We start from the raw sequence: 17,548 nt of genomic DNA, 5'->3' as shown, positions 1-17,548 counted from the left end.
GCCCCGCAAATCAGCACCACCGAGTGGCGGCACATTCCATCAATAGCCACTGAAGAAATCGCGAACTGCATTGATCTCGAGCGGCGCAATCTCATGGCCGCCGGGATGCCATACCGTCCTGACATCAGCCCCGCGATCTTTCAGATGCTCCGACAGCGCCTCGGTCACGGGGACAGGAGCGATCGGATCCCGCTGGCCGGCCGTCACCAGCACCTTTCTCCCCGCAAGCGTTGCCTGGGCTTCAGGCTGAAACGGAATGAGCGGGTGCATCAGAACCACGGCATCGAAGATACCCTTCTCGATCAGCATATTGGCAAGAATGTTTGCGCCGTTCGAAAAACCCAGGCCGAGAATCTGGGAAGCCTGGTGCTCCTCAGCCAATGAACTAACATAGGTGGCCATCTTCTCCGTCGCCCGTGAAAGGTCGGCCATGTCGTAGACCCCCTCCCCGGTGCGCCGGAAGAACCGCGCCGCGCCATGTTCGGAAACGTCGCCGCGCGGCGAGAGAACCGTCGCTTGGGGCAACAGGCGCCGGCCGAGGTCGAAGAACTGGTTCTCGTCGCCACCGGTGCCGTGCAGCACCAGCAGAATGGGTTTATCAGGTGCACCGGCATGCAGCCGGTGCACATATCCAGCTTCGGTCATATCACCTCTCCTTACGCTTCGAGCGGCTGCAGGTGTTGCTCGAGCAGCGCGCGAAGATGAGCGTGCTGCGGCGGCAGCTTTAGAGCTTCGCCGAGGTGGGCCGTATCCTCATCGCGGTCAAAGCCCGGCTCATTGGTCGCGACCTCGAACAGCACGCCGCCCGGCGTGCGGAAATAGATCGCCCAGAAATAATCGCGGTCGATCACCGGGGTCACCTGATAGCCGGTGTCCATCAGCGCCTTGCGCACTTCGAGCTGCTTCTCGCGATTTTCGACGGCGAAGGCGACGTGGTGGACGGAACCGGCGCCGGGAAGCGCGCGGGCGATGTTCGGCATGGTCTCGAGATCGATGAGATGCGCGCCGTTGCCATCAGGCTTGATCAGCCGCTTGACACCGTCCCGTTCCTCGACGACCTCGTAGCCCATGAACTTCAGGAGTTCGGCAGTGGCGCCCTCATCCCGCAGGCGCATGGCGACGGAATGGAAGCCGCGAATGGCGTGGTCTTCGCTGATGCCGGCATGTGTCCAGGCTTGACGGGTATCGTCCCTGACCTCGACGAGCGCAAAACCGTCACCGTCGGGGCCGGAAAAATTCAGGCGCTTCTCGCCGAAGCTTTCCTCGGCCTTCAGCCCGCCGATGTTCAACGTGCTGAAACGATCGCTCCAGAAGCCAAGAGAGCCTTGCGGAACGGAAAACACTGTCGTGCCGACCTCCCCTGTGCCCGGACGGCCCTGCGCCATCTTCGGGAATGGGAAATAGGTCATGACAGTGCCCGGCGCACCTGTCTCATCACCATAATAGAGATGATAGACGTCAGGCGCGTCGAAGTTCACTGTCTTCTTGACGCGGCGCAAGCCAAGCGCATTGGTGAAGAACTGGTTGTTGGTATGGGCGTCCTCCGCCATCGCCGTGACGTGGTGCAGACCCCTGATCTGATCGAGCATGTGAGACCCCTTTCTTGCCCGCAGCTCGCGGGCTTTCGATGAGGCTAAGATGCGCGCTCAGGCTCCCTGCGAACAGACCCGTAGAGCAAAACGCATTGTCTTCTTTTAGTGAACGAAGACTACCGCGCGTTCACAGTTCGGTGTCGTGGGGATCGACCGGCAATTGCCAGTCGATCGGCTCGCGTCCCCGCGATTGCAGGAAGCCATTCGCCTTCGAAAAATGCCCGCAGCCGAAAAACCCGCTATGAGCCGAAAGCGGCGAGGGATGCGGCGCCCTGAGCACGAGATGCCGCGTCGTATCCACGAAGGCGGCCTTGCGCTGGGCATAGGAGCCCCAGAGCATGAAGACGACGGATTCGCATTCGTCGTTGATCTTGCGGATGACGGCGTCGGTGAAGCGCTCCCACCCCTTGCCCTGATGGGCCGCCGCCTGCCCTTCCTCGACGGTCAACACGCTGTTCAGCAGCAGCACGCCCTGTCTTGCCCAATGTTCGAGGAAGCCGTGACGCGCCGGCGCTATGCCGAGATCCGTCTTCATCTCCTTGTAGATATTGACGAGGGAAGGCGGGATGCGCACGCCCGGCCGCACGCTGAAGCACAGCCCGTGGGCTTGCCCCTGCCCATGATAGGGGTCTTGGCCGAGAATGACGACCTTGACGTTGGAGATCGGCGTCAGGTCGAGGGCGCGGAAATATTCGCTGCCGCGGGGGAAAATCCGTTTACCGACCTGCTTTTGCGTCACAAGAAAGGATTTGAGTTGCTGCATATAGGGGCTCGAGAACTCCGCCGCCAAGGCGGCCTTCCAGCTCTCTTCGAGACTGACTGACGAATCGCTCATCCAGCAAACCCTTCGCATACGACGAAACAACGGACACACGGTTCTAACAAAATCGATCTACGCTGCAATGCCTGTCCGCTCGGCAATGGGTCTACGCCTTTGGGATAGGCGAGAGAAGATTGCGAGAGGCTGTGCGAGGCACGGTCGTCCGTGTTTAACTATATGACGTCTTCGGTATTTACGCCGGCAGGTGGCCTGAGTAGAACCTTGATCATAAACCGGGGACATGTCTTCAAATGAAATTCGGCACGAGCGGCCTTCGCGGACTTTCAGTGGATCTCAAGGGACGCGCCTCTGCGCTTTATGCGACGGCGTTCGGCAAATATCTGCTGCAGACCGGCAAGGCGCAGGTCGGCGATGCCATTCTGATCGGCCGCGATTTTCGCGATTCGAGCCCCGATATTTCGGGAAATTGTGCCGGCGCACTCGCCGCTCTCGGCTTCCGGGTATTCGACTGCGGCAATGTACCGACACCCGCCCTTGCCCTCTATGGTCTCAAGAGCAATGCTGCATGTCTGATGGTCACCGGTTCGCATATTCCGGCGGACCGCAACGGCATTAAGTTCTATCGCCCGGACGGCGAGATCGACAAGTTGGACGAGGCTGATATCACCGCATTGGCGGCCGAGATCGAACGAACAGGCGAGGCCGTTGCAGAGGCACCGGCCATAAACGAAGATCATGAGGCGATCTGCCGGCAGCTCTTTTTCCAACGCATTGCCGCGCTGCTGCCGCAAGGCGCGCTATCCGGTCTGAAGATCGGCGTCTACCAGCACAGCACCGTCGCCCGCGACCTTCTGGTTGACGTTCTCGCCCATTACGGCGCCGAGATCACCGCTCTCGGGCGTTCGGAGAGTTTCATTCCCGTCGACACCGAAGCCGTTTCCGAGGAGACGGTCACACTGATGAAGCACTGGGTGTCCGAGCATAAATGCGATGCGATCGTCTCGACCGATGGCGACGGTGACCGCCCGCTGGTCACCGACGAAACCGGCACGCCGTTGCGCGGCGACCTTCTCGGCCTTGTCGCAGCCAATTTTCTTGGCGCCAGCACGGTGGTGACACCGGTAACCTCCAATTCCGGCATTGAGGCGGCGGGTTCTTTCGCCGTCAGGCGCACCCGCGTCGGCTCGCCCTTCGTCATCGCAGGCATGGAAGAGGCCGTGGCGGCCGGCGGGGATCATGTCATGGGCTTTGAAGCCAATGGCGGGCTGCTGACTGCAACCCCTTTCGATATCAACGGCCAAAATGTGCGCGCCTTGCCGACGCGCGACTGTTTTATCCCGATGCTCGCGATCCTGTCGCTCGCCGCCGTTCGCCGGCAGCCGCTCTCGGCCATTGCCGCCTCCTATCACCTGCCCTTTGCCGCCGCCGATCGCCTGGAGAATTTTCCGGTGCAGACGAGCGCGGCGCTGATGGAGCATCTGCGCGCCTCCAATGAAAACCTTGCTGCCTTCCTGCAGCCGGTCGGCGAGGTGGCGACGAAATCCGACATCGACGGACTTCGCGTGACGCTGAAAGACGGCAGGATCATGCATTTCCGCCCCTCCGGCAATGCGCCGGAAATGCGCTGCTACGTCGAAGCCGGGAGCGAAACTGCAGCCCTGGATCTGCTGAAGACAGGGCTCACCCAAATAACGAACTGGGCAGACGCCCGCTAAACATGCCACGAACAAGATTTTTTCAAGGAACCCGCCTATGACGCAGAAAATCGTTCCCGTGATCATGGCCGGCGGCAAAGGCACGCGGCTCTGGCCGCTTTCCCGTGCCACCGCCCCGAAACAGTTCATCCAGTTCGTCGGCAACAAGACGCTGTTTCAGGAGACGCTCGAACGCGTTTCCAACCCGGAGCTCTATGAGGCTCCGATCGTCGTCACCAACGAGGAATTTCGCTTTCTGGTCGCCGAGCAGGCCCGTGCGCTGGCCGTCCCGCTCGCCGCGGTGCTGCTTGAACCAGTCGCCCGCAACACCGCCGCAGCGGTGGCCGCCGCCGCAACACTTGCCGCTGAGCTTTTCGGCAAGGGCACCATCATCCAGATGCTCGCCTCGGATCACGAAATCCTCGCCGACAACAGCTATTTCGATTGCATCCGCATCGCCCGCGATGCCGCAGCCGACGGCAAGCTCGTAACCTTCGGCATCAGCCCTACCGAGCCGGCGACCGGTTACGGCTATATCGAAATCGGCGATGCGCTCGAAAACGGCGCCCACAAGGTCAGCCGTTTTGTGGAAAAACCGACACTGGAAAAGGCCGAGCAGATGCTCGCCGACGGCGGCTTCTACTGGAACTCCGGCATCTTCATGTTCCCGGTTGCGGAACTTATTGCCGAACTGCAGGAATATGCCCCCGATGTGCTGAAGGCGGCAAGCAAGGCCGTTTCCAAGGCAAGCCGCGACCTCGACTTTACCCGTCTTGAGGCCGACCATTTTGCCAAGAGCCCCGATATCTCCATCGACTACGCGATCATGGAAAAAACCTCCAAGGCCGTGGTCGTCCCCTCGCCGTTCAAATGGTCGGACATGGGAAGCTGGGATGCTGTCTGGAAATCCGGCGTCCGCGACGACAACGGCAATGTCGCCGCCGCAAACACCACCGTCGTCAATACCCGCAACTCACTGGTCATGACCCATGGCGTGCATCTTGCCGTCCAGGGCATGGAGGATGTCGCCGTCATTGCCAGCGAGGACGCCGTCTATGTCGGACCACTCAAAGACAGCCAGAATGTCGGGCAATTGGTCAAGATGCTGGCCTCCTCTTCCGCGACGGCGAAATTCACCGAAACCCACCCGACCTCCTACCGGCCGTGGGGCGGCTACACCTCCATCTTCAATGGCGATCGCTTTCAGGTGAAGCGCATCTTTGTCACGCCGGGCAAGAAACTTTCGCTGCAAAAACACCATCATCGCTCCGAACACTGGGTCGTCGTCAAGGGAACCGCCGAGGTGACGGTCGGAGAGACCGTGCGGATGCTGCGCGAGAACGAGAGCGTCTATATTCCGCTTGGCGAAGTCCATCGCCTCGCCAACCCCGGCAAGATCCTTCTCGAACTGATCGAGGTGCAGACGGGCTCCTATCTCGGCGAGGACGACATTATCCGCATCGTCGACGAGTTCGGAAGAACGTAGCGTCGCAGCCAAACCGGTGGCGGCGTCCAAACAATTGGCCGCTTTTCCGGCACGACCGCCATCGCTGTTGAATTCGCTATCGGAATTCTCGTAGAATGGGCATACCGAAGACATGACTGGAGATATCTCCCTGATGCGCATCTTGCCCGCCCTCGCCGGATTTCTTTCAATCATGGTACCGGGAATGGCGTTTGCCGAAACCGCAAAGATGCGAACCGCAAGCGAGGCTGAAATTCGCGAACACCTGCCGGGCACGTCGGAACTGAAAGAAAGCAGCAACGGTTACGAATATCGCAAGGGCAACGCCAATGGCTATAAAATAACAAATGGCCAAGTCTGCGTCCGGTTTCCCAACAAGTCGACCGACTGCGTCAGCGTGAAGACCGACGGAGAGAAATTTCAGATGATCGACAAGAAAGGCGGCAGAACGAAATTTTGACTTTGCCCGGCAGGCTTATCTTGCCGGTGAGGTTTCGCCGCTTTTGTCGAGGACGAATTCGGCGATCAGGCCTGAATGGTTCGAGCCAAGACTGTCATCAAGACGTTTCAGCGATGTCAGATGAAGCGGCGCGCGCGCAAATATGTGATCGATGGCGATCCCGAGCAAGCCGGCGCCGACCGGCCATGTTTCCGGTTCCGGCACGATTGTTTTCAGCTTCTGGTCGCGCAGGAAACCCTGGATGCTCGGGGCGATCACCGAGGAGTTGAAATCACCCGACAGCACCAGAGGACCGTCGATCAATCCAAGCGTTTTGGCGAGATCTTCCAATTCAGCCATCTGGAAATCGTCGAAATAGGGTTTGGTGAGGTGCGCCGAAACCAGATTGATGGTTTCGCCGCCGAAGTCGACGCTCGATATAACCAGCCTGTTTTTCCGGAGACTGCCCATGCTTGCGACCTGTCGGCTGACGAACGGGCGTTTGGACAGCACCAGCGTATCGCACGTATCCTTCCCGCTTTCGCAACCGATGTGATAGGGATAGGCCTTGAACAATTGCTGCAGATGGAACGTCAGCGGCTTGGCTTCGAGCAAATTGACGACATCGGCATTCGAAGCGATCACCATATCGGTGATTGCAGTCGAGTTTTTCCAGTTGTCGATCGCGATATTGAACGACATCAGCCGAAAAAGTGGCGGCCTGTCCGTGCCTCCGTCGTCCTCAGAAAACTCGCGCAGCGTGATGACGCCGTGAAAGATGAGAAGAAGCGAGGCAAACAGAAGGACGAAGCCGTAGATCCGTCTCCTGACAGCCAGAATGATAAGGCTGGCGGCAACAAAGAGGACGCCGAAATGAACCTGAAAGCTGTAGAGGAAGGACAGCAGCCAGAAGTTCGTGACAAAGCGTAGAGACACGATCGCGATCGCAACGGTCAGAAACGCACAGAGAATCCAATAAATTATCTCTCTCATCGATCCTGACCTGCTTGCAGCCGACCGGCCGGCCATAACACGCAGGCCAACATGTTGCAATGCAGCATAACAGCCGATGGCCGCGGCTGACCTCAGATGATATCGACGACCTCTCCGTCATTCGGCGGGGCAGCCGGCGAATACGCCGACGACCGCAGCGAGGGCGGCCGCCGCCTTCTCTTTCAAAGAACTATCGACTCGGCCTCTTCTTATCCTGTAAGGGGTCACGTGATAGGGAATCGGCTTTTTGCCGTCGGCAGTGAGCCGAGAGAAGGTGGGAATGCGCTACTTCATTACCGGGACCGCCGGCTTTATCGGTTTTCATCTGGCCAGGCGTCTGCTGCAGGAAGGGCATGAAGTCACAGGCTTCGACGGCCTTACTCCCTATTACAATGTCAAGCTCAAGGAGATGCGTCATGCGGCACTCTCCCAATTTCCGACCTTCACACCCGTCATATCAATGCTCGAGGATCGGCCAGCTCTGGAAGCGGCTGTTCTGGCGGCCAAGCCCGACATCCTGATCCACCTCGCCGCACAGGCCGGCGTGCGCTATAGCCTTGAGAATCCTGAGGCCTATCTTCGTTCGAACGTCGAAGGCTCGTGGAACATCATGGAAATCGCGCGGCGCGTCGAAATTCGTCACCTGATGCTGGCCTCGACATCATCGATCTATGGCGCCAATGCGACCGTCCCCTTTCATGAGACCGATCGCGCCGACGAACCGCTGACCATTTATGCCGCGACGAAGAAATCGATGGAGTTGATGGCGCATAGTTATGCGCATCTGCACAAGATTCCGACCACGGCCTTTCGCTTCTTCACCGTTTATGGCCCGTGGGGTCGGCCCGACATGGCGCTGTTCAAATTCACCAAGAACATGCTCGAAGACCAGCCGATCGAGATCTATGGCGAAGGCAACATGAGCCGTGATTTCACCTATATCGACGATCTCATTGAAGCGATCGCCAGGCTGTCGGCAATCGCCCCTGGCGAGGAAAACCGTCTCGACAACGTGGCTGTCGAAACGCTTTCGCGCCAGGCGCCCTTTCGGGTCGTCAATATTGGCGGCGGCCAGCCGGTCAGCCTGATGGATTTCGTCGAAACGGTCGAGAAAGCGCTCGGCCGTCCTGCCATGCGCAAGATGCTGGCGATGCAAAAGGGTGACGTGCCGCGCACCTTCGCAGCCCCCGATCTGCTCGTCGCGCTGACAGGTTACAAGCCGGATACGACGTTGGAAGTCGGCGTCAAGGCCTTCGTCGAGTGGTATCTCGACGTCCGCGGCGAACTCGACGCCTAACCTATTTGCCGGACTGTTTCCGGTCGGTCCAGAATGTCAGCGGAGAAACGTCACCGCGTGCACGGCATTGACCGCCTTCGAGAACACATAGTCGACGACCACGGTCAGGCTCTGCGAATAGGCCTTGAGCTGGTAGTTCTCACCCTCGACTTCAGCCGGGCTGCGCAGGACGAAAGGAACCGCCGGGCGCACGAAACCGGCCCGTGTCGTCAAAGGAATTTCGGGCGAATGGCCGATGGCGGAGGTGTACATCAGGTCGCGGGCAAGGCTGGCGGGACCGATGGCGAGCGCCGGCCCGGCAGCGCCGGTGATGGTCAGAGTCAAAGCCATGGCGGCGAGAATTTTGTGCATGTCGAAGTCCCCGTTTGCGGATCGGCGGGCTTCGCTTCGCCCGTCTCCAAACGATCGACGCGTCTGTCCACGCTTCGGTCGCTTTCATGAGACCACTCTACACATCAGTATTTGCAGGGCTTTTAAGCAGGTCAGTCAAATTTTACGAAATTTGATTTTCTTTGGAAGGCCTCAGCACTCACCAGGAAAATAGGTTCGCCGACCCGCAGGGCTGGGAAAGCGACGTCGGTGCAATATACCAATGATTTGAACGCTGATCGCAATCTAAAGAACGCGATCCAGCCTCTTGTTGATATGCAGGTTCGGCATCAACCCCGCACTTTGCGCAGCATGATAGGATTCACGCGCCGCATCGAACGAGATCGACCACATGATGGCGCTCAAGAGGAGCGCAATAATATAAATTTGGATACGCATCTCATCGGCGATACTGAAAGAGCAAGGCAGATTTGTGTCAGAAAATGATCGTAGAAATAGTAAAAAACGCCGGCCTTTTTTGTCCCGCAATGAGTGGCGCCAGACACATTAGTGTCGCGAAAATTAGCGATAGCGCATCGCTACCTGTTAGCAGCCAACCCCCAGGCTTGGTTTCTCTTTCCCACCCTGAGAACCCTGAGAGGTCCGTTCGCCACGGGCCTCTTTGCCTTTTCCTGCCGATGTTTCCCGCGGGTAACTGAATCACCTGATGCGCAGAGCTGACATCAATCTCGGCTAAACGCCTGTTCATGCCAGCGATAGATCTCGGGTCGAATTCCTTCTTCAGAAATATATCAATCGATTGACTTATTATCCGTTCGGAGTTATAAAACCATCATGAACCAGGAACGCGACGCCCGAACCCCGCCAGCATCCGCCCGCGCCGAGATCGCGCGTCAGAAGATGCTTTCCGCCGCCCTCGACGTCTTTGGCCGCTACGGCTTCGACGGCGCCTCGACACGTCAGCTGACCGAGGCCGCCGGCGTCAACCTGCAGGCGATCCCCTATTATTTCGGCAGCAAGGAAGGTCTTTACATCGCCACGGCCGAGTATCTGATGGCCCGCATCGATACGCATGTCGGTGACATGAGGGCGCGCATCGGCACATATCTCATGACGCTCGATGCCGCTGGCGAACCGCTCGGAGAAACCGAGGCTCGTCGCTTCCTGACAGACATTCTCCAGACCATGGTGACGCTTTTCGTCGGCAAGGAATCCGAATCCTGGGCGCGCTTCCTGATCCGCGAGCAGATGGAGCCGACCGAAGCCTTCGCAAGGGTTTATCAGGGCATCATGCGGCCGATGATCGAGATGGGCCGGCGGCTGATCGGCGTCATCCTGCGTGAAGATCCCGCCTCGGAACATGTGCGCCTGCGCACCTTCACCCTTCTCGGCAGCATCCTCGTCTTTCGCGTCACCCATGCCGCCGTGCTTGCCCAGATGGAATGGGACGCCGTCGGCCCGGAACAGGTGGAAATCTTGCGCGGCCTCGCCGCTGAACTGGTCGATGTGCTCGGCCCGTCCAAGGCAGGTGCAGCATGAAACGCATCCTCGCCCTCCTTCTCCTCGTTGCGGCGGGTGCCGCCGCCTGGTGGTACGGCCTGCCCGAAAAGCTCGGCTGGCTGCCCGAGGCCCACCGCGAATTTGTCCTTTACGGCAATGTCGATATCCGCCAGGTCTCGCTCGGCTTCCGTGTCAGCGGCCGCCTTTCTGAACTTCACGTCGACGAGGGCGATGTCGTCAAGAGCGGAACGGTTCTGGCCGAACTCGATGCCGCACCCTATGAATTCGCTGTCCGCTCCGGCGAAGCCAACGCCGCAGCTCTTCGGGCAACGCTCGACAAGCTGAAGGCCGGCCCGCGCCCGACAGAGATCGCCCAGGCGCGCGCCGCCTATGATGAAAGCCTGGCGGATCTCGAAAATGCCAACCTCGCCTATGACCGCGCCCGCCAGCTTCGCCCGCAGGGCACGATTTCCGAGGCGAGCCTTGACCAGGCGACCGCCGCAAGGGCCATGGCCGCCGCCCGCTCCGATTCCGCCAGCGAGGCGCTGAAGCTGCTGCAGGAAGGCTCGCGCGTCGAGGATATCGCCGCCGCCGACGCGCAGGTGAAGGCTGCCGAGGCGAGCCTTGCCTCGGCCCGCACCTCGCTTGCAGATACCGAGCTTCGCGCCCCGAACGACGGCGTCATCCTCTCACGTGTGCGGGAAAATGGTGCGATCGTCTCGCCGGCGGATACCGTCTTCGTATTGTCCCTGACCGAGCCCGTCTGGGTGCGCAGCTATGTCGCCGAACCCGATCTCGGCCGCCTCCACCCCGGCATGAAGGTTTCCGTCGCCTCCGATACGGCGCCCGACAAACCCTATGAAGGCACGATCGGCTTTATCTCGCCGGTCGCCGAATTCACCCCGAAATCGGTGGAGACGCCGGAACTCAGGACCGATCTCGTCTATCGCCTGAGGATCGTCATCGACCAGCCCGGCCCGGATCTGCGCCAGGGCATGCCGGTCACCGTGCGGCTTCCGCCGCCTGCGGCGGGTGGACAATGACCGCCGAACCCGGCCGGGACGACAAGCCGCTCGTCCGGATCGACGGCGTCACTAAGCGCTTCGGCGATGCGCCCCCTGCTCTCGACGCCGTCTCCGGCGCGATCGGCGGCGGTGCGATCACCGGCCTCGTCGGTCCCGACGGCGCCGGCAAGACGACACTGATCCGGCTGATGACCGGCCTGATGCTGCCCGATACCGGAACGGTGGAAGTTCTCGGCTTCGACACGAGCAAGAATGCCGCCGGCATCCAGGCGGCCATCGGCTACATGCCCCAGCGTTTCGGCCTCTATGAGGACCTGTCGGTGCAGGAAAACCTCGATCTCTATGCCGATCTGCGCGGCCTGCCGAAGAGCGAACGCGCCGGTGCCTTCGACGAGCTGCTGACCTTCACCGATCTCAAGCGCTTCACCGGCAGGCTTGCCGGCAAACTCTCCGGCGGCATGAAGCAGAAGCTCGGCCTTGCCTGCGCACTTCTCAAAAAACCGCGCCTGCTGTTGCTCGACGAGCCGGGCGTCGGCGTCGACCCGATCTCGCGTCGCGACCTCTGGAAGATGGTCGAGAACCTGACCAAGGAAGGCATCGGCGTGCTCTGGTCGACCGCCTATCTGGATGAGGCTGAGGCCTGCGACCACGTGCTGCTGTTGAACCAGGGAAAGCTGCTGTTTTCGGGAAAACCGGCTGAGATGACCGGCCGCGTCAGCGATCGGGTCTTCCGCGTCTCGGGCATATCGGGGCGCCGCCGGCAAGTGCTTGCCGGGCTTCTGCAGGCAGATGGCGTCATCGACGGCGTGATCCAGGGCGAGGCGATCCGCCTCGTCGCCGCCAAGGATAAGAAACCGGATATCGGATCGGCCGGCGATGGCGCAACGCTCGCCCCTGCCCCGCCCCGCTTCGAGGATGCCTTCGTCGACATGCTTGGCGGCGGTCCCGGCGGCCGCTCCAGGTTGGCGGAAGCGCAGGAGCCGCTGAAGGCTGAAGGCGACCGGCCGGTGATCGAGGCCAGGGGCCTGACCAAGCGTTTCGGCGATTTCACCGCTGCCGACGATATCAGCTTCGATATCCGCCGCGGTGAGATCTTCGGCCTGCTCGGCCCGAACGGCGCCGGCAAGTCCACCACCTTCAAGATGCTCTGCGGCCTGTTGAAGCCGAGCGGCGGCGAAGGCCGGGTCGCCGGTTTCGATCTTCGCCGCGATGCTGCCGAAGCCCGTAACCAGCTTGGTTACATGGCGCAGAAATTCTCGCTCTACGGTGATCTCACCGTCATCCAGAACCTCGAATTCTTCGCGGGCGTCTATGGCCTTCGCGGCCAGCACAAGCGCGAGCGCATCGAACTGATGGTCGGCATCTTCGATTTCGGCCGCCACGCCCGCGAGCCCGCCAAGGACCTGCCGCTCGGGCTGAAGCAGCGCCTGGCGCTTGCCTGCGCCGTCATGCACGAGCCGCGCGCCCTTTTCCTCGACGAGCCGACCTCCGGCGTCGATCCGATCACCCGGCGCGAATTCTGGACGCATATCAACGCGCTTGTGGAAAAAGGCGTCACCGTGCTCGTCACTACTCACTTCATGGACGAGGCGGAATATTGCGACCGCATCTCGCTGATCTATCGCGGCCGCTCGATCGCACTCGGCTCGCCCGATGAGTTGAAGGCCCGCGTCGCAACCAAAGATCTGCCCGACCCGACGATGGAGGACGCCTTCATCGCCTTGGTGCAGCAATCGGAAGCGGAGGATGCCGCATGAGCGCCTCCCCCCGCGAACCCGAACTTGGCCGGCTGCGGCGTCTTTCAGCCCTGGTGCGCAAGGAAAGCTACCAGGCGATCCGCGATCCGAGCAGCATTCTCATTGCCTTCGTGCTGCCGCTGATCCTGCTCTTTCTCTTCGGCTACGGCGTTTCGCTCGATACCACCCGCACCCGCATCGGCCTCGTGACCGAGGAGATGACGCCGCTGACACAGGATCTGTCGGCAAGTTTCCAGGCCTCGCGTTATTTCGAAGTCGCCGTCGGCCGCGACCGGCGCCTGTTCGAGGAAGATCTCGTGCTCGGCAAGGTGCGTGGCATCGTCGTCATCCCAGCCGATTTCACCACGGACTATATCGCCGGCAACCGTCCGGATATTCAGGTGATCGTCGATGGCTCTGATCCGAACACGGCCAATTTCGTGCAGAATTATGCCCAGGGCGCCGTCGCCAATTGGGAACGGCAGAGGCAGGCGGATGTCGCCACTTCCAATCCGGCCATCTCGGTCGAACAGCGCTTCTGGTTCAATCCGGAACTGACCAGCCGCAATTTCCTCGTGCCCGGTTCGATCGCCATCGTCATGACCCTGGTCGGCACGCTTCTGACCTCGCTCGTCGTCGCCCGCGAATGGGAGCGAGGCACCATGGAGGCGATGATGGCGACGCCGGTAACGGCGGTTGAATTGCTCATCGGCAAAATCCTGCCCTATTTCGTGCTCGGCCTCACCTCGATGACGCTCTGCGTGCTGTTTGCGGTCTTTCTCTTCGGCGTGCCGTTCCGCGGATCGGTCGCAGCGCTTTACGCCCTGTCGGCCGCTTTCCTGATCCCGGCGCTTGGCCAGGGTCTGTTGATCTCGACGGCAACGAAGAACCAGTTCCTCGCCTCGCAGCTGGCGCTGATCTCCGCCTTCCTCCCGGCCTTCCTGCTGTCGGGCTTCCTGTTCGAGATCAATTCCATGCCTGCCGTCATTCAGTGGATCACCTTCATCGTGCCGGCGCGCTACCTGATCCCCAGCCTGCAGACGGTGTTCCTAGCCGGCGACATCTGGCCGATGTTCCTGCAGGCGATCGGCGTGATGCTGACGATCGGCGCCGTCATGTTCGTGCTTGCGGCGCGCAACACCCGAAAGAGGATCGGCTGATGTGGACAAGGCTCTACGCCCTCATCGTCAAGGAACTGCTTGCCGTCCTGCGCGACCCCAAGGGCCGCGCCATCCTGATCGGCCCGCCGATCGTCCAGCTTCTCGTCTTTTCCTATGCCGCGACGCTCGAAGTGCGCAATGTGGACGTCATGATCCTCAACCGCGACAGCGGCCATTGGGGCCAGGAACTGATCGAACGCATCGATGGCTCGCCAACCTTCCGCCGGATCGAGATGGCGGGAAGCCAGGCGGATATCAGGGTGGCGATCGACAACCAGACGGCCATCGCGGCGATCGAGATCGGCCCGGATTTTTCGCGCAATATCGAGGCGGGAACACCGGCCGACCTGCAGATGGTGCTCGACGGCCGCCGCTCCAACGCCTCGCAGATCGTCGCCGGCTATCTCCAGCAGATCGGCGCGACACTTGCCGCCGAGACGCCAGCCGGCAGACGCGCCGGCACAGGTATCGTCTCGACAGTGCCCCGCAATTGGTTCAACCCGAACCTCACCTACCAATGGTTCATGGTGCCGAACCTGATCGCCAGCATCGCGCTCCTGATCGGCCTGATCGTCACGGCTTTGTCGATCGCCCGCGAGCGCGAGCTCGGCACCTTCGATCAGTTGATGGTCTCGCCGCTGCGCATGCACGAAATCCTGATCGGCAAGCTGATCCCGCCGATGATGATCGGCCTCTTCCACATCACCGTCTATATCCTGGCCGCAGTCTTTCTTTTCGACGTGCCGCTGCGCGGCTCGCTCTTCCTGCTTTACGGCAGCGCGATCTTCTACCTCGGTTCGGTCGCCGGTCTCGGCCTCTTCATCTCGGCGCTGTCGATGACCCAGCAGCAGGCGATCCTTGGCGCCTTCCTGTTCATGGTCCCGGCCATGCTGCTCTCCGGCTTCGCGACGCCGATCGAGAACATGCCGGCATGGCTGCAGCCGGTGACCTTGATCAATCCGCTGCGCTATTTCCTGGTGATCGTCAAAGGTGTTTTCCTGAAGGATATTCCGCTGAGCGAGGTGGTGAACCAGACGATCCCGCTGGCGCTGATCGCCGCCGTCACGCTCAGCGCCGCCGCATGGCTCTTCCGCCGGCGGCTGGAATAATGCATCGCGACAAACGCTTCGGCCGCCTCACAGAATGTGAACCGACCTTCCAAAGCGTGACTCTCTCCTGCCGGAACCTCGGATTGGCGCGGTCGTTACTCAAACGCAACCCCAGCAAAGGAGAAGCAAAATGTACAAGATTCTACTTGTCTCCAGCGCCCTTGCGCTGTCGTCACTTGCAACCAATGCGCTCGCTGATGGCGCCGTGACCGGTGCAGCCGGCGGCGCCATCACCGGCGCGATCGTCGGTGGCCCCGTGGGTGCTGCCATTGGCGGCGTAGCCGGTGGTGTCGCCGGCGCCGTAGTCGATCCGCCGCCGCGCGAGGTCGTAACCTACGTCCAGCAGCAGCCGGCCCCGACCGCCTCCGTGGTCGTCCAGGAGCCAATCGTCGTCGGCAAGCCGCTTCCGGCCGATGTCGTCGTCACACCGGTGCCGGACAACCCGAAATACGCCTATACGGTCATCAACAATCAACATGTGATCGTCGAACCCCGCACCCACCGCGTGGTGCAGGTCGTAGAATAAACCACCGAAAAATCAGATCGCCGTGCCGCCTGCTGCGGTTCGGCAACTCCGGCCCCGCTTCGGCGGGGTCTTTTTTCGCGTGTTTGCGCCATCTGCCGATCAGCGCGAACAGGGCAACGAGCCGTCGCGGCGGGGCGAACCCTTGCGGCAGCGCCTCTATCCGGATCCGGTCGCCGTAAAGCCTGCCCTGTTTAAGGGATAGAATATGCATGCTGGAAAGCATGGGCCGATCCTCCATCGATTGATGGGATCAGCATGGCTGAAGCGACGGGGCCGGGTCCTTAATGCTCCGGATAAAAGCTGCTAAAACTTCCAAATGCCTCTCAGCGCGGCCGCATCCCGGCGCGCGCCAGCCCTTCCAGAACCGGCGCAAAACGCTGGGGATTCTTGGCCGGCTGACCCGCCAGAATGCCTTCCAGTGTCACATCAGGTGCAATCGCCTCCAGCGTGCGCAGCAACTGCCGCGCCTGCTCAATATTGCCGAGATGCGCGTGTGCGGCGATCAGCATCCAGTAGGTCGGGTCGAAATGGGCATTGAGCGCCAGCGATCGTGACGCAAACGAAAGCGCTGCCTCGTAATTGCCGCGGAAGATCTTGGCCATCGCGATGCCTGTCAGCGAAAAACGCGCATCCGGATCGCGCGGCCCCAGCCTCACGGCGCGGTGCAGACGCTCGAGCGCCCATCGATATCGCCGCAGTGCAGGGCCGCAATGCCGGAACAGGCGGCAACGCGAAGATCGTTGGGATTGGCAGCGGCGGCGGCCTCCAGCACGGCCATGCCGCCGTCATAATCCTTGCCCGTCTGCAGCAGCGCCATGCCGCAATGGACCATCACCCGGGGATCGCCGGCGGAATGCTGAAGGCCGCGGCGTGCAAGCCTGAGGCATCCGCCTTGTCGTCCCCTCCGAACGGCGGCCAGCCCATGGTCGTACGATGTTCGAGCGCCCAGGCGGCAAGTGACAGGATCAACGCATTTTCCGGCTCCATGGCAAGGGCCTCGCGCAGCAGCGCATAGGCGACGGCGTTGTTTTCGATCGACTCGTCGGTTATCGCCGCAAGCGCGCGCAGATAGAGATCATAAACCGCCGGACTGTTCGGCCGGTCGCGGCGCGATCTCCGGATTTCGGCAATTTCGATTGCCGGTTCGACAATCGAAGCGACGTGTTCGGTAATATGGTCCTGGAAGGCGAAGATGCCGCTGATGCCGTCCTCGAATTGATCGGCCCAAGATTGGTCGCCGTCACGCCATCGACCAATTGCACGTTGATACGCACCTGCCCGCCTTCCCGCCGGATGCTGCCTTCGAGCACGTAGCGGACCCCAATTCCCTGGCCACCTCTCGCACATCGATGCTGCGCCCCTTGTAGACGAAGGCGGAATATCGCGAGACGACCGAAAAGGAGCGGAAGCGGGCAAGGGCCGTGATGATCTCCGTCACCACGCCATCGGCAAAATAATCCTGGTCGGCATCACCACCGAGATTGGCGAAGGGAAGAACCGCGAGAGAAGGCGGCTGCGGCGCCACCGACGCCACCCCGGCATCGTCCTGGCGCGGCAGGCGATAACCGACCCTCGGAACGGTGACGATCCACTCCGTGCCGTCAGGCTTCGGGCCGAGAAGCTTCCTGAGCGTGGCAATCTGAACGGTGAGGTTGCCTTCCTCCACGGCAGGCCCCGGCCAAGCCCGCTCCATCAGATCCGCTTTGGTGACGACGCGACCCTCGACCTCCAGCAGCATGCCGAGCAGCGCTGTCGGTCGTGGTCCTATCGCCACGGACTTGCCTTCCCGCCACAGGCTTCCTGTCACGGGATCGCAAAGGAACGGACCAAAGGAGAGCGTTGAATTGCCCATGAGGAAGCATAACGCGAAAATATCGCAAACTGAAAGCGGCTCGACGCGC

Annotated in this window: 16 protein-coding genes and 1 pseudogene; 11 read left to right on the top strand and 6 right to left on the bottom strand. The window is 61.0% G+C overall.

Annotated features, from left to right (window positions below):
• Positions 1 to 39 precede the first annotated feature (39 nt).
• From HJB83_RS20295 to ung, 3 genes are all read right to left on the bottom strand, one after another.
• The gene (locus HJB83_RS20295) at positions 40 to 645 is read right to left on the bottom strand and encodes an alpha/beta hydrolase (RefSeq protein WP_207581465.1); all 606 of its coding nucleotides are present in this window, start codon (positions 643 to 645) and stop codon (positions 40 to 42) included.
• 11 nt (positions 646 to 656) lie between these two features.
• Complete coding sequence (locus HJB83_RS20290) at positions 657 to 1,589, bottom strand: VOC family protein (protein ID WP_207581466.1); 933 nt, start codon at positions 1,587 to 1,589, stop codon at positions 657 to 659.
• Between the two features lie 130 nt (positions 1,590 to 1,719).
• The gene (gene ung / locus HJB83_RS20285; protein ID WP_221117524.1) at positions 1,720 to 2,427 is read right to left on the bottom strand and encodes a uracil-DNA glycosylase; all 708 of its coding nucleotides are present in this window, start codon (positions 2,425 to 2,427) and stop codon (positions 1,720 to 1,722) included.
• Positions 2,428 to 2,663: 236 nt separating this feature from the next.
• On the opposite strand from ung, the gene HJB83_RS20280 reads away from it, so the two are divergent.
• From HJB83_RS20280 to HJB83_RS20270, 3 genes are all read left to right on the top strand, one after another.
• A complete protein-coding gene (locus HJB83_RS20280; RefSeq protein ID WP_221132337.1) occupies positions 2,664 to 4,088 on the top strand; it encodes a phosphomannomutase in 1,425 nt (474 codons plus the stop codon).
• Between the two features lie 37 nt (positions 4,089 to 4,125).
• Positions 4,126 to 5,553: a mannose-1-phosphate guanylyltransferase/mannose-6-phosphate isomerase gene (locus HJB83_RS20275; protein WP_207581469.1), complete on the top strand. Its 1,428-nt coding sequence runs from the start codon at positions 4,126 to 4,128 to the stop codon at positions 5,551 to 5,553.
• A gap of 133 nt (positions 5,554 to 5,686) precedes the next feature.
• A complete protein-coding gene (locus HJB83_RS20270) occupies positions 5,687 to 5,992 on the top strand; it encodes a hypothetical protein (RefSeq protein WP_164014133.1) in 306 nt (101 codons plus the stop codon).
• 15 nt (positions 5,993 to 6,007) lie between these two features.
• Here HJB83_RS20270 and HJB83_RS20265 read toward each other — a convergent pair whose 3' ends face one another.
• Positions 6,008 to 6,964, bottom strand: a complete 957-nt coding sequence (locus HJB83_RS20265; protein ID WP_207581470.1) for an endonuclease/exonuclease/phosphatase family protein — start codon at positions 6,962 to 6,964, stop codon at positions 6,008 to 6,010.
• 280 nt (positions 6,965 to 7,244) lie between these two features.
• Here HJB83_RS20265 and HJB83_RS20260 point away from each other — a divergent pair, with 280 nt between their 5' ends.
• Entirely contained in the window at positions 7,245 to 8,261 is a 1,017-nt protein-coding gene (locus HJB83_RS20260; protein ID WP_207581471.1) for an NAD-dependent epimerase/dehydratase family protein, read from the top strand.
• 36 nt (positions 8,262 to 8,297) lie between these two features.
• On the opposite strand, the gene HJB83_RS20255 is transcribed toward HJB83_RS20260, so the two are convergent.
• Positions 8,298 to 8,612, bottom strand: coding sequence for a hypothetical protein (locus HJB83_RS20255; RefSeq protein ID WP_207581472.1), 315 nt, complete (start codon positions 8,610 to 8,612; stop codon positions 8,298 to 8,300).
• Between the two features lie 228 nt (positions 8,613 to 8,840).
• On the opposite strand from HJB83_RS20255, the gene HJB83_RS20250 reads away from it, so the two are divergent.
• The 7 genes from HJB83_RS20250 (at position 8,841) to HJB83_RS20220 (ending at position 15,647) form a co-directional block, all read left to right on the top strand.
• Complete coding sequence (locus HJB83_RS20250) at positions 8,841 to 9,077, top strand: hypothetical protein (RefSeq protein ID WP_207581473.1); 237 nt, start codon at positions 8,841 to 8,843, stop codon at positions 9,075 to 9,077.
• A 348-nt stretch (positions 9,078 to 9,425) separates the two neighbouring features.
• On the top strand, positions 9,426 to 10,130 hold the full coding sequence (locus HJB83_RS20245; RefSeq protein ID WP_207581474.1) for a CerR family C-terminal domain-containing protein: 705 nt from the start codon (positions 9,426 to 9,428) through the stop codon (positions 10,128 to 10,130).
• Positions 10,127 to 11,134, top strand: a complete 1,008-nt coding sequence (gene hlyD / locus HJB83_RS20240) for a secretion protein HlyD (protein WP_221117526.1) — start codon at positions 10,127 to 10,129, stop codon at positions 11,132 to 11,134. The genes HJB83_RS20245 and hlyD overlap by 4 nt, the downstream gene beginning before the upstream one ends.
• Positions 11,131 to 12,873: an ATP-binding cassette domain-containing protein gene (locus HJB83_RS20235; protein WP_221132336.1), complete on the top strand. Its 1,743-nt coding sequence runs from the start codon at positions 11,131 to 11,133 to the stop codon at positions 12,871 to 12,873. Before hlyD ends, HJB83_RS20235 begins: the two co-directional genes overlap by 4 nt.
• A complete protein-coding gene (locus HJB83_RS20230; RefSeq protein ID WP_221132335.1) occupies positions 12,870 to 14,012 on the top strand; it encodes an ABC transporter permease in 1,143 nt (380 codons plus the stop codon). Before HJB83_RS20235 ends, HJB83_RS20230 begins: the two co-directional genes overlap by 4 nt.
• A complete protein-coding gene (locus HJB83_RS20225; protein WP_221117527.1) occupies positions 14,012 to 15,121 on the top strand; it encodes an ABC transporter permease in 1,110 nt (369 codons plus the stop codon). Before HJB83_RS20230 ends, HJB83_RS20225 begins: the two co-directional genes overlap by 1 nt.
• 130 nt (positions 15,122 to 15,251) lie before the next feature.
• Entirely contained in the window at positions 15,252 to 15,647 is a 396-nt protein-coding gene (locus HJB83_RS20220) for a DUF1236 domain-containing protein (protein ID WP_221117528.1), read from the top strand.
• A gap of 323 nt (positions 15,648 to 15,970) precedes the next feature.
• On the opposite strand, the pseudogene HJB83_RS20215 reads toward HJB83_RS20220, so the two are convergent.
• Positions 15,971 to 17,499: pseudogene (locus tag HJB83_RS20215) on the bottom strand (tetratricopeptide repeat protein).
• Positions 17,500 to 17,548 lie beyond the last annotated feature (49 nt).

Source organism: Rhizobium sp. NZLR11 (genome assembly GCF_019685115.1).
GTDB lineage: Bacteria > Pseudomonadota > Alphaproteobacteria > Rhizobiales > Rhizobiaceae > Rhizobium.
Note: the sequence above shows the minus strand (reverse complement) of the source record. Positions and strands in the feature narration are given on the sequence as shown.

Bases quoted from the DNA above. Each gene is read 5' to 3' on its own strand.
- HJB83_RS20275 (WP_207581469.1), top strand. From the start codon at position 4,126: ATGACGCAGAAAATCGTTCCCGTGATCATGGCCGGCGGCAAAGGCACG.
- HJB83_RS20260 (WP_207581471.1), top strand. From the start codon at position 7,245: ATGCGCTACTTCATTACCGGGACCGCCGGCTTTATCGGTTTTCATCTG.
- HJB83_RS20235 (WP_221132336.1), top strand. From the start codon at position 11,131: ATGACCGCCGAACCCGGCCGGGACGACAAGCCGCTCGTCCGGATCGAC.
- HJB83_RS20280 (WP_221132337.1), top strand. From the start codon at position 2,664: ATGAAATTCGGCACGAGCGGCCTTCGCGGACTTTCAGTGGATCTCAAG.
- HJB83_RS20245 (WP_207581474.1), top strand. From the start codon at position 9,426: ATGAACCAGGAACGCGACGCCCGAACCCCGCCAGCATCCGCCCGCGCC.
- HJB83_RS20220 (WP_221117528.1), top strand. From the start codon at position 15,252: ATGTACAAGATTCTACTTGTCTCCAGCGCCCTTGCGCTGTCGTCACTT.
- HJB83_RS20270 (WP_164014133.1), top strand. From the start codon at position 5,687: ATGCGCATCTTGCCCGCCCTCGCCGGATTTCTTTCAATCATGGTACCG.
- ung (WP_221117524.1), bottom strand. From the start codon at position 2,427: ATGAGCGATTCGTCAGTCAGTCTCGAAGAGAGCTGGAAGGCCGCCTTG.
- HJB83_RS20255 (WP_207581472.1), bottom strand. From the start codon at position 8,612: ATGCACAAAATTCTCGCCGCCATGGCTTTGACTCTGACCATCACCGGC.
- HJB83_RS20290 (WP_207581466.1), bottom strand. From the start codon at position 1,589: ATGCTCGATCAGATCAGGGGTCTGCACCACGTCACGGCGATGGCGGAG.
- HJB83_RS20230 (WP_221132335.1), top strand. From the start codon at position 12,870: ATGAGCGCCTCCCCCCGCGAACCCGAACTTGGCCGGCTGCGGCGTCTT.
- HJB83_RS20225 (WP_221117527.1), top strand. From the start codon at position 14,012: ATGTGGACAAGGCTCTACGCCCTCATCGTCAAGGAACTGCTTGCCGTC.
- HJB83_RS20295 (WP_207581465.1), bottom strand. From the start codon at position 645: ATGACCGAAGCTGGATATGTGCACCGGCTGCATGCCGGTGCACCTGAT.
- HJB83_RS20265 (WP_207581470.1), bottom strand. From the start codon at position 6,964: ATGAGAGAGATAATTTATTGGATTCTCTGTGCGTTTCTGACCGTTGCG.
- hlyD (WP_221117526.1), top strand. From the start codon at position 10,127: ATGAAACGCATCCTCGCCCTCCTTCTCCTCGTTGCGGCGGGTGCCGCC.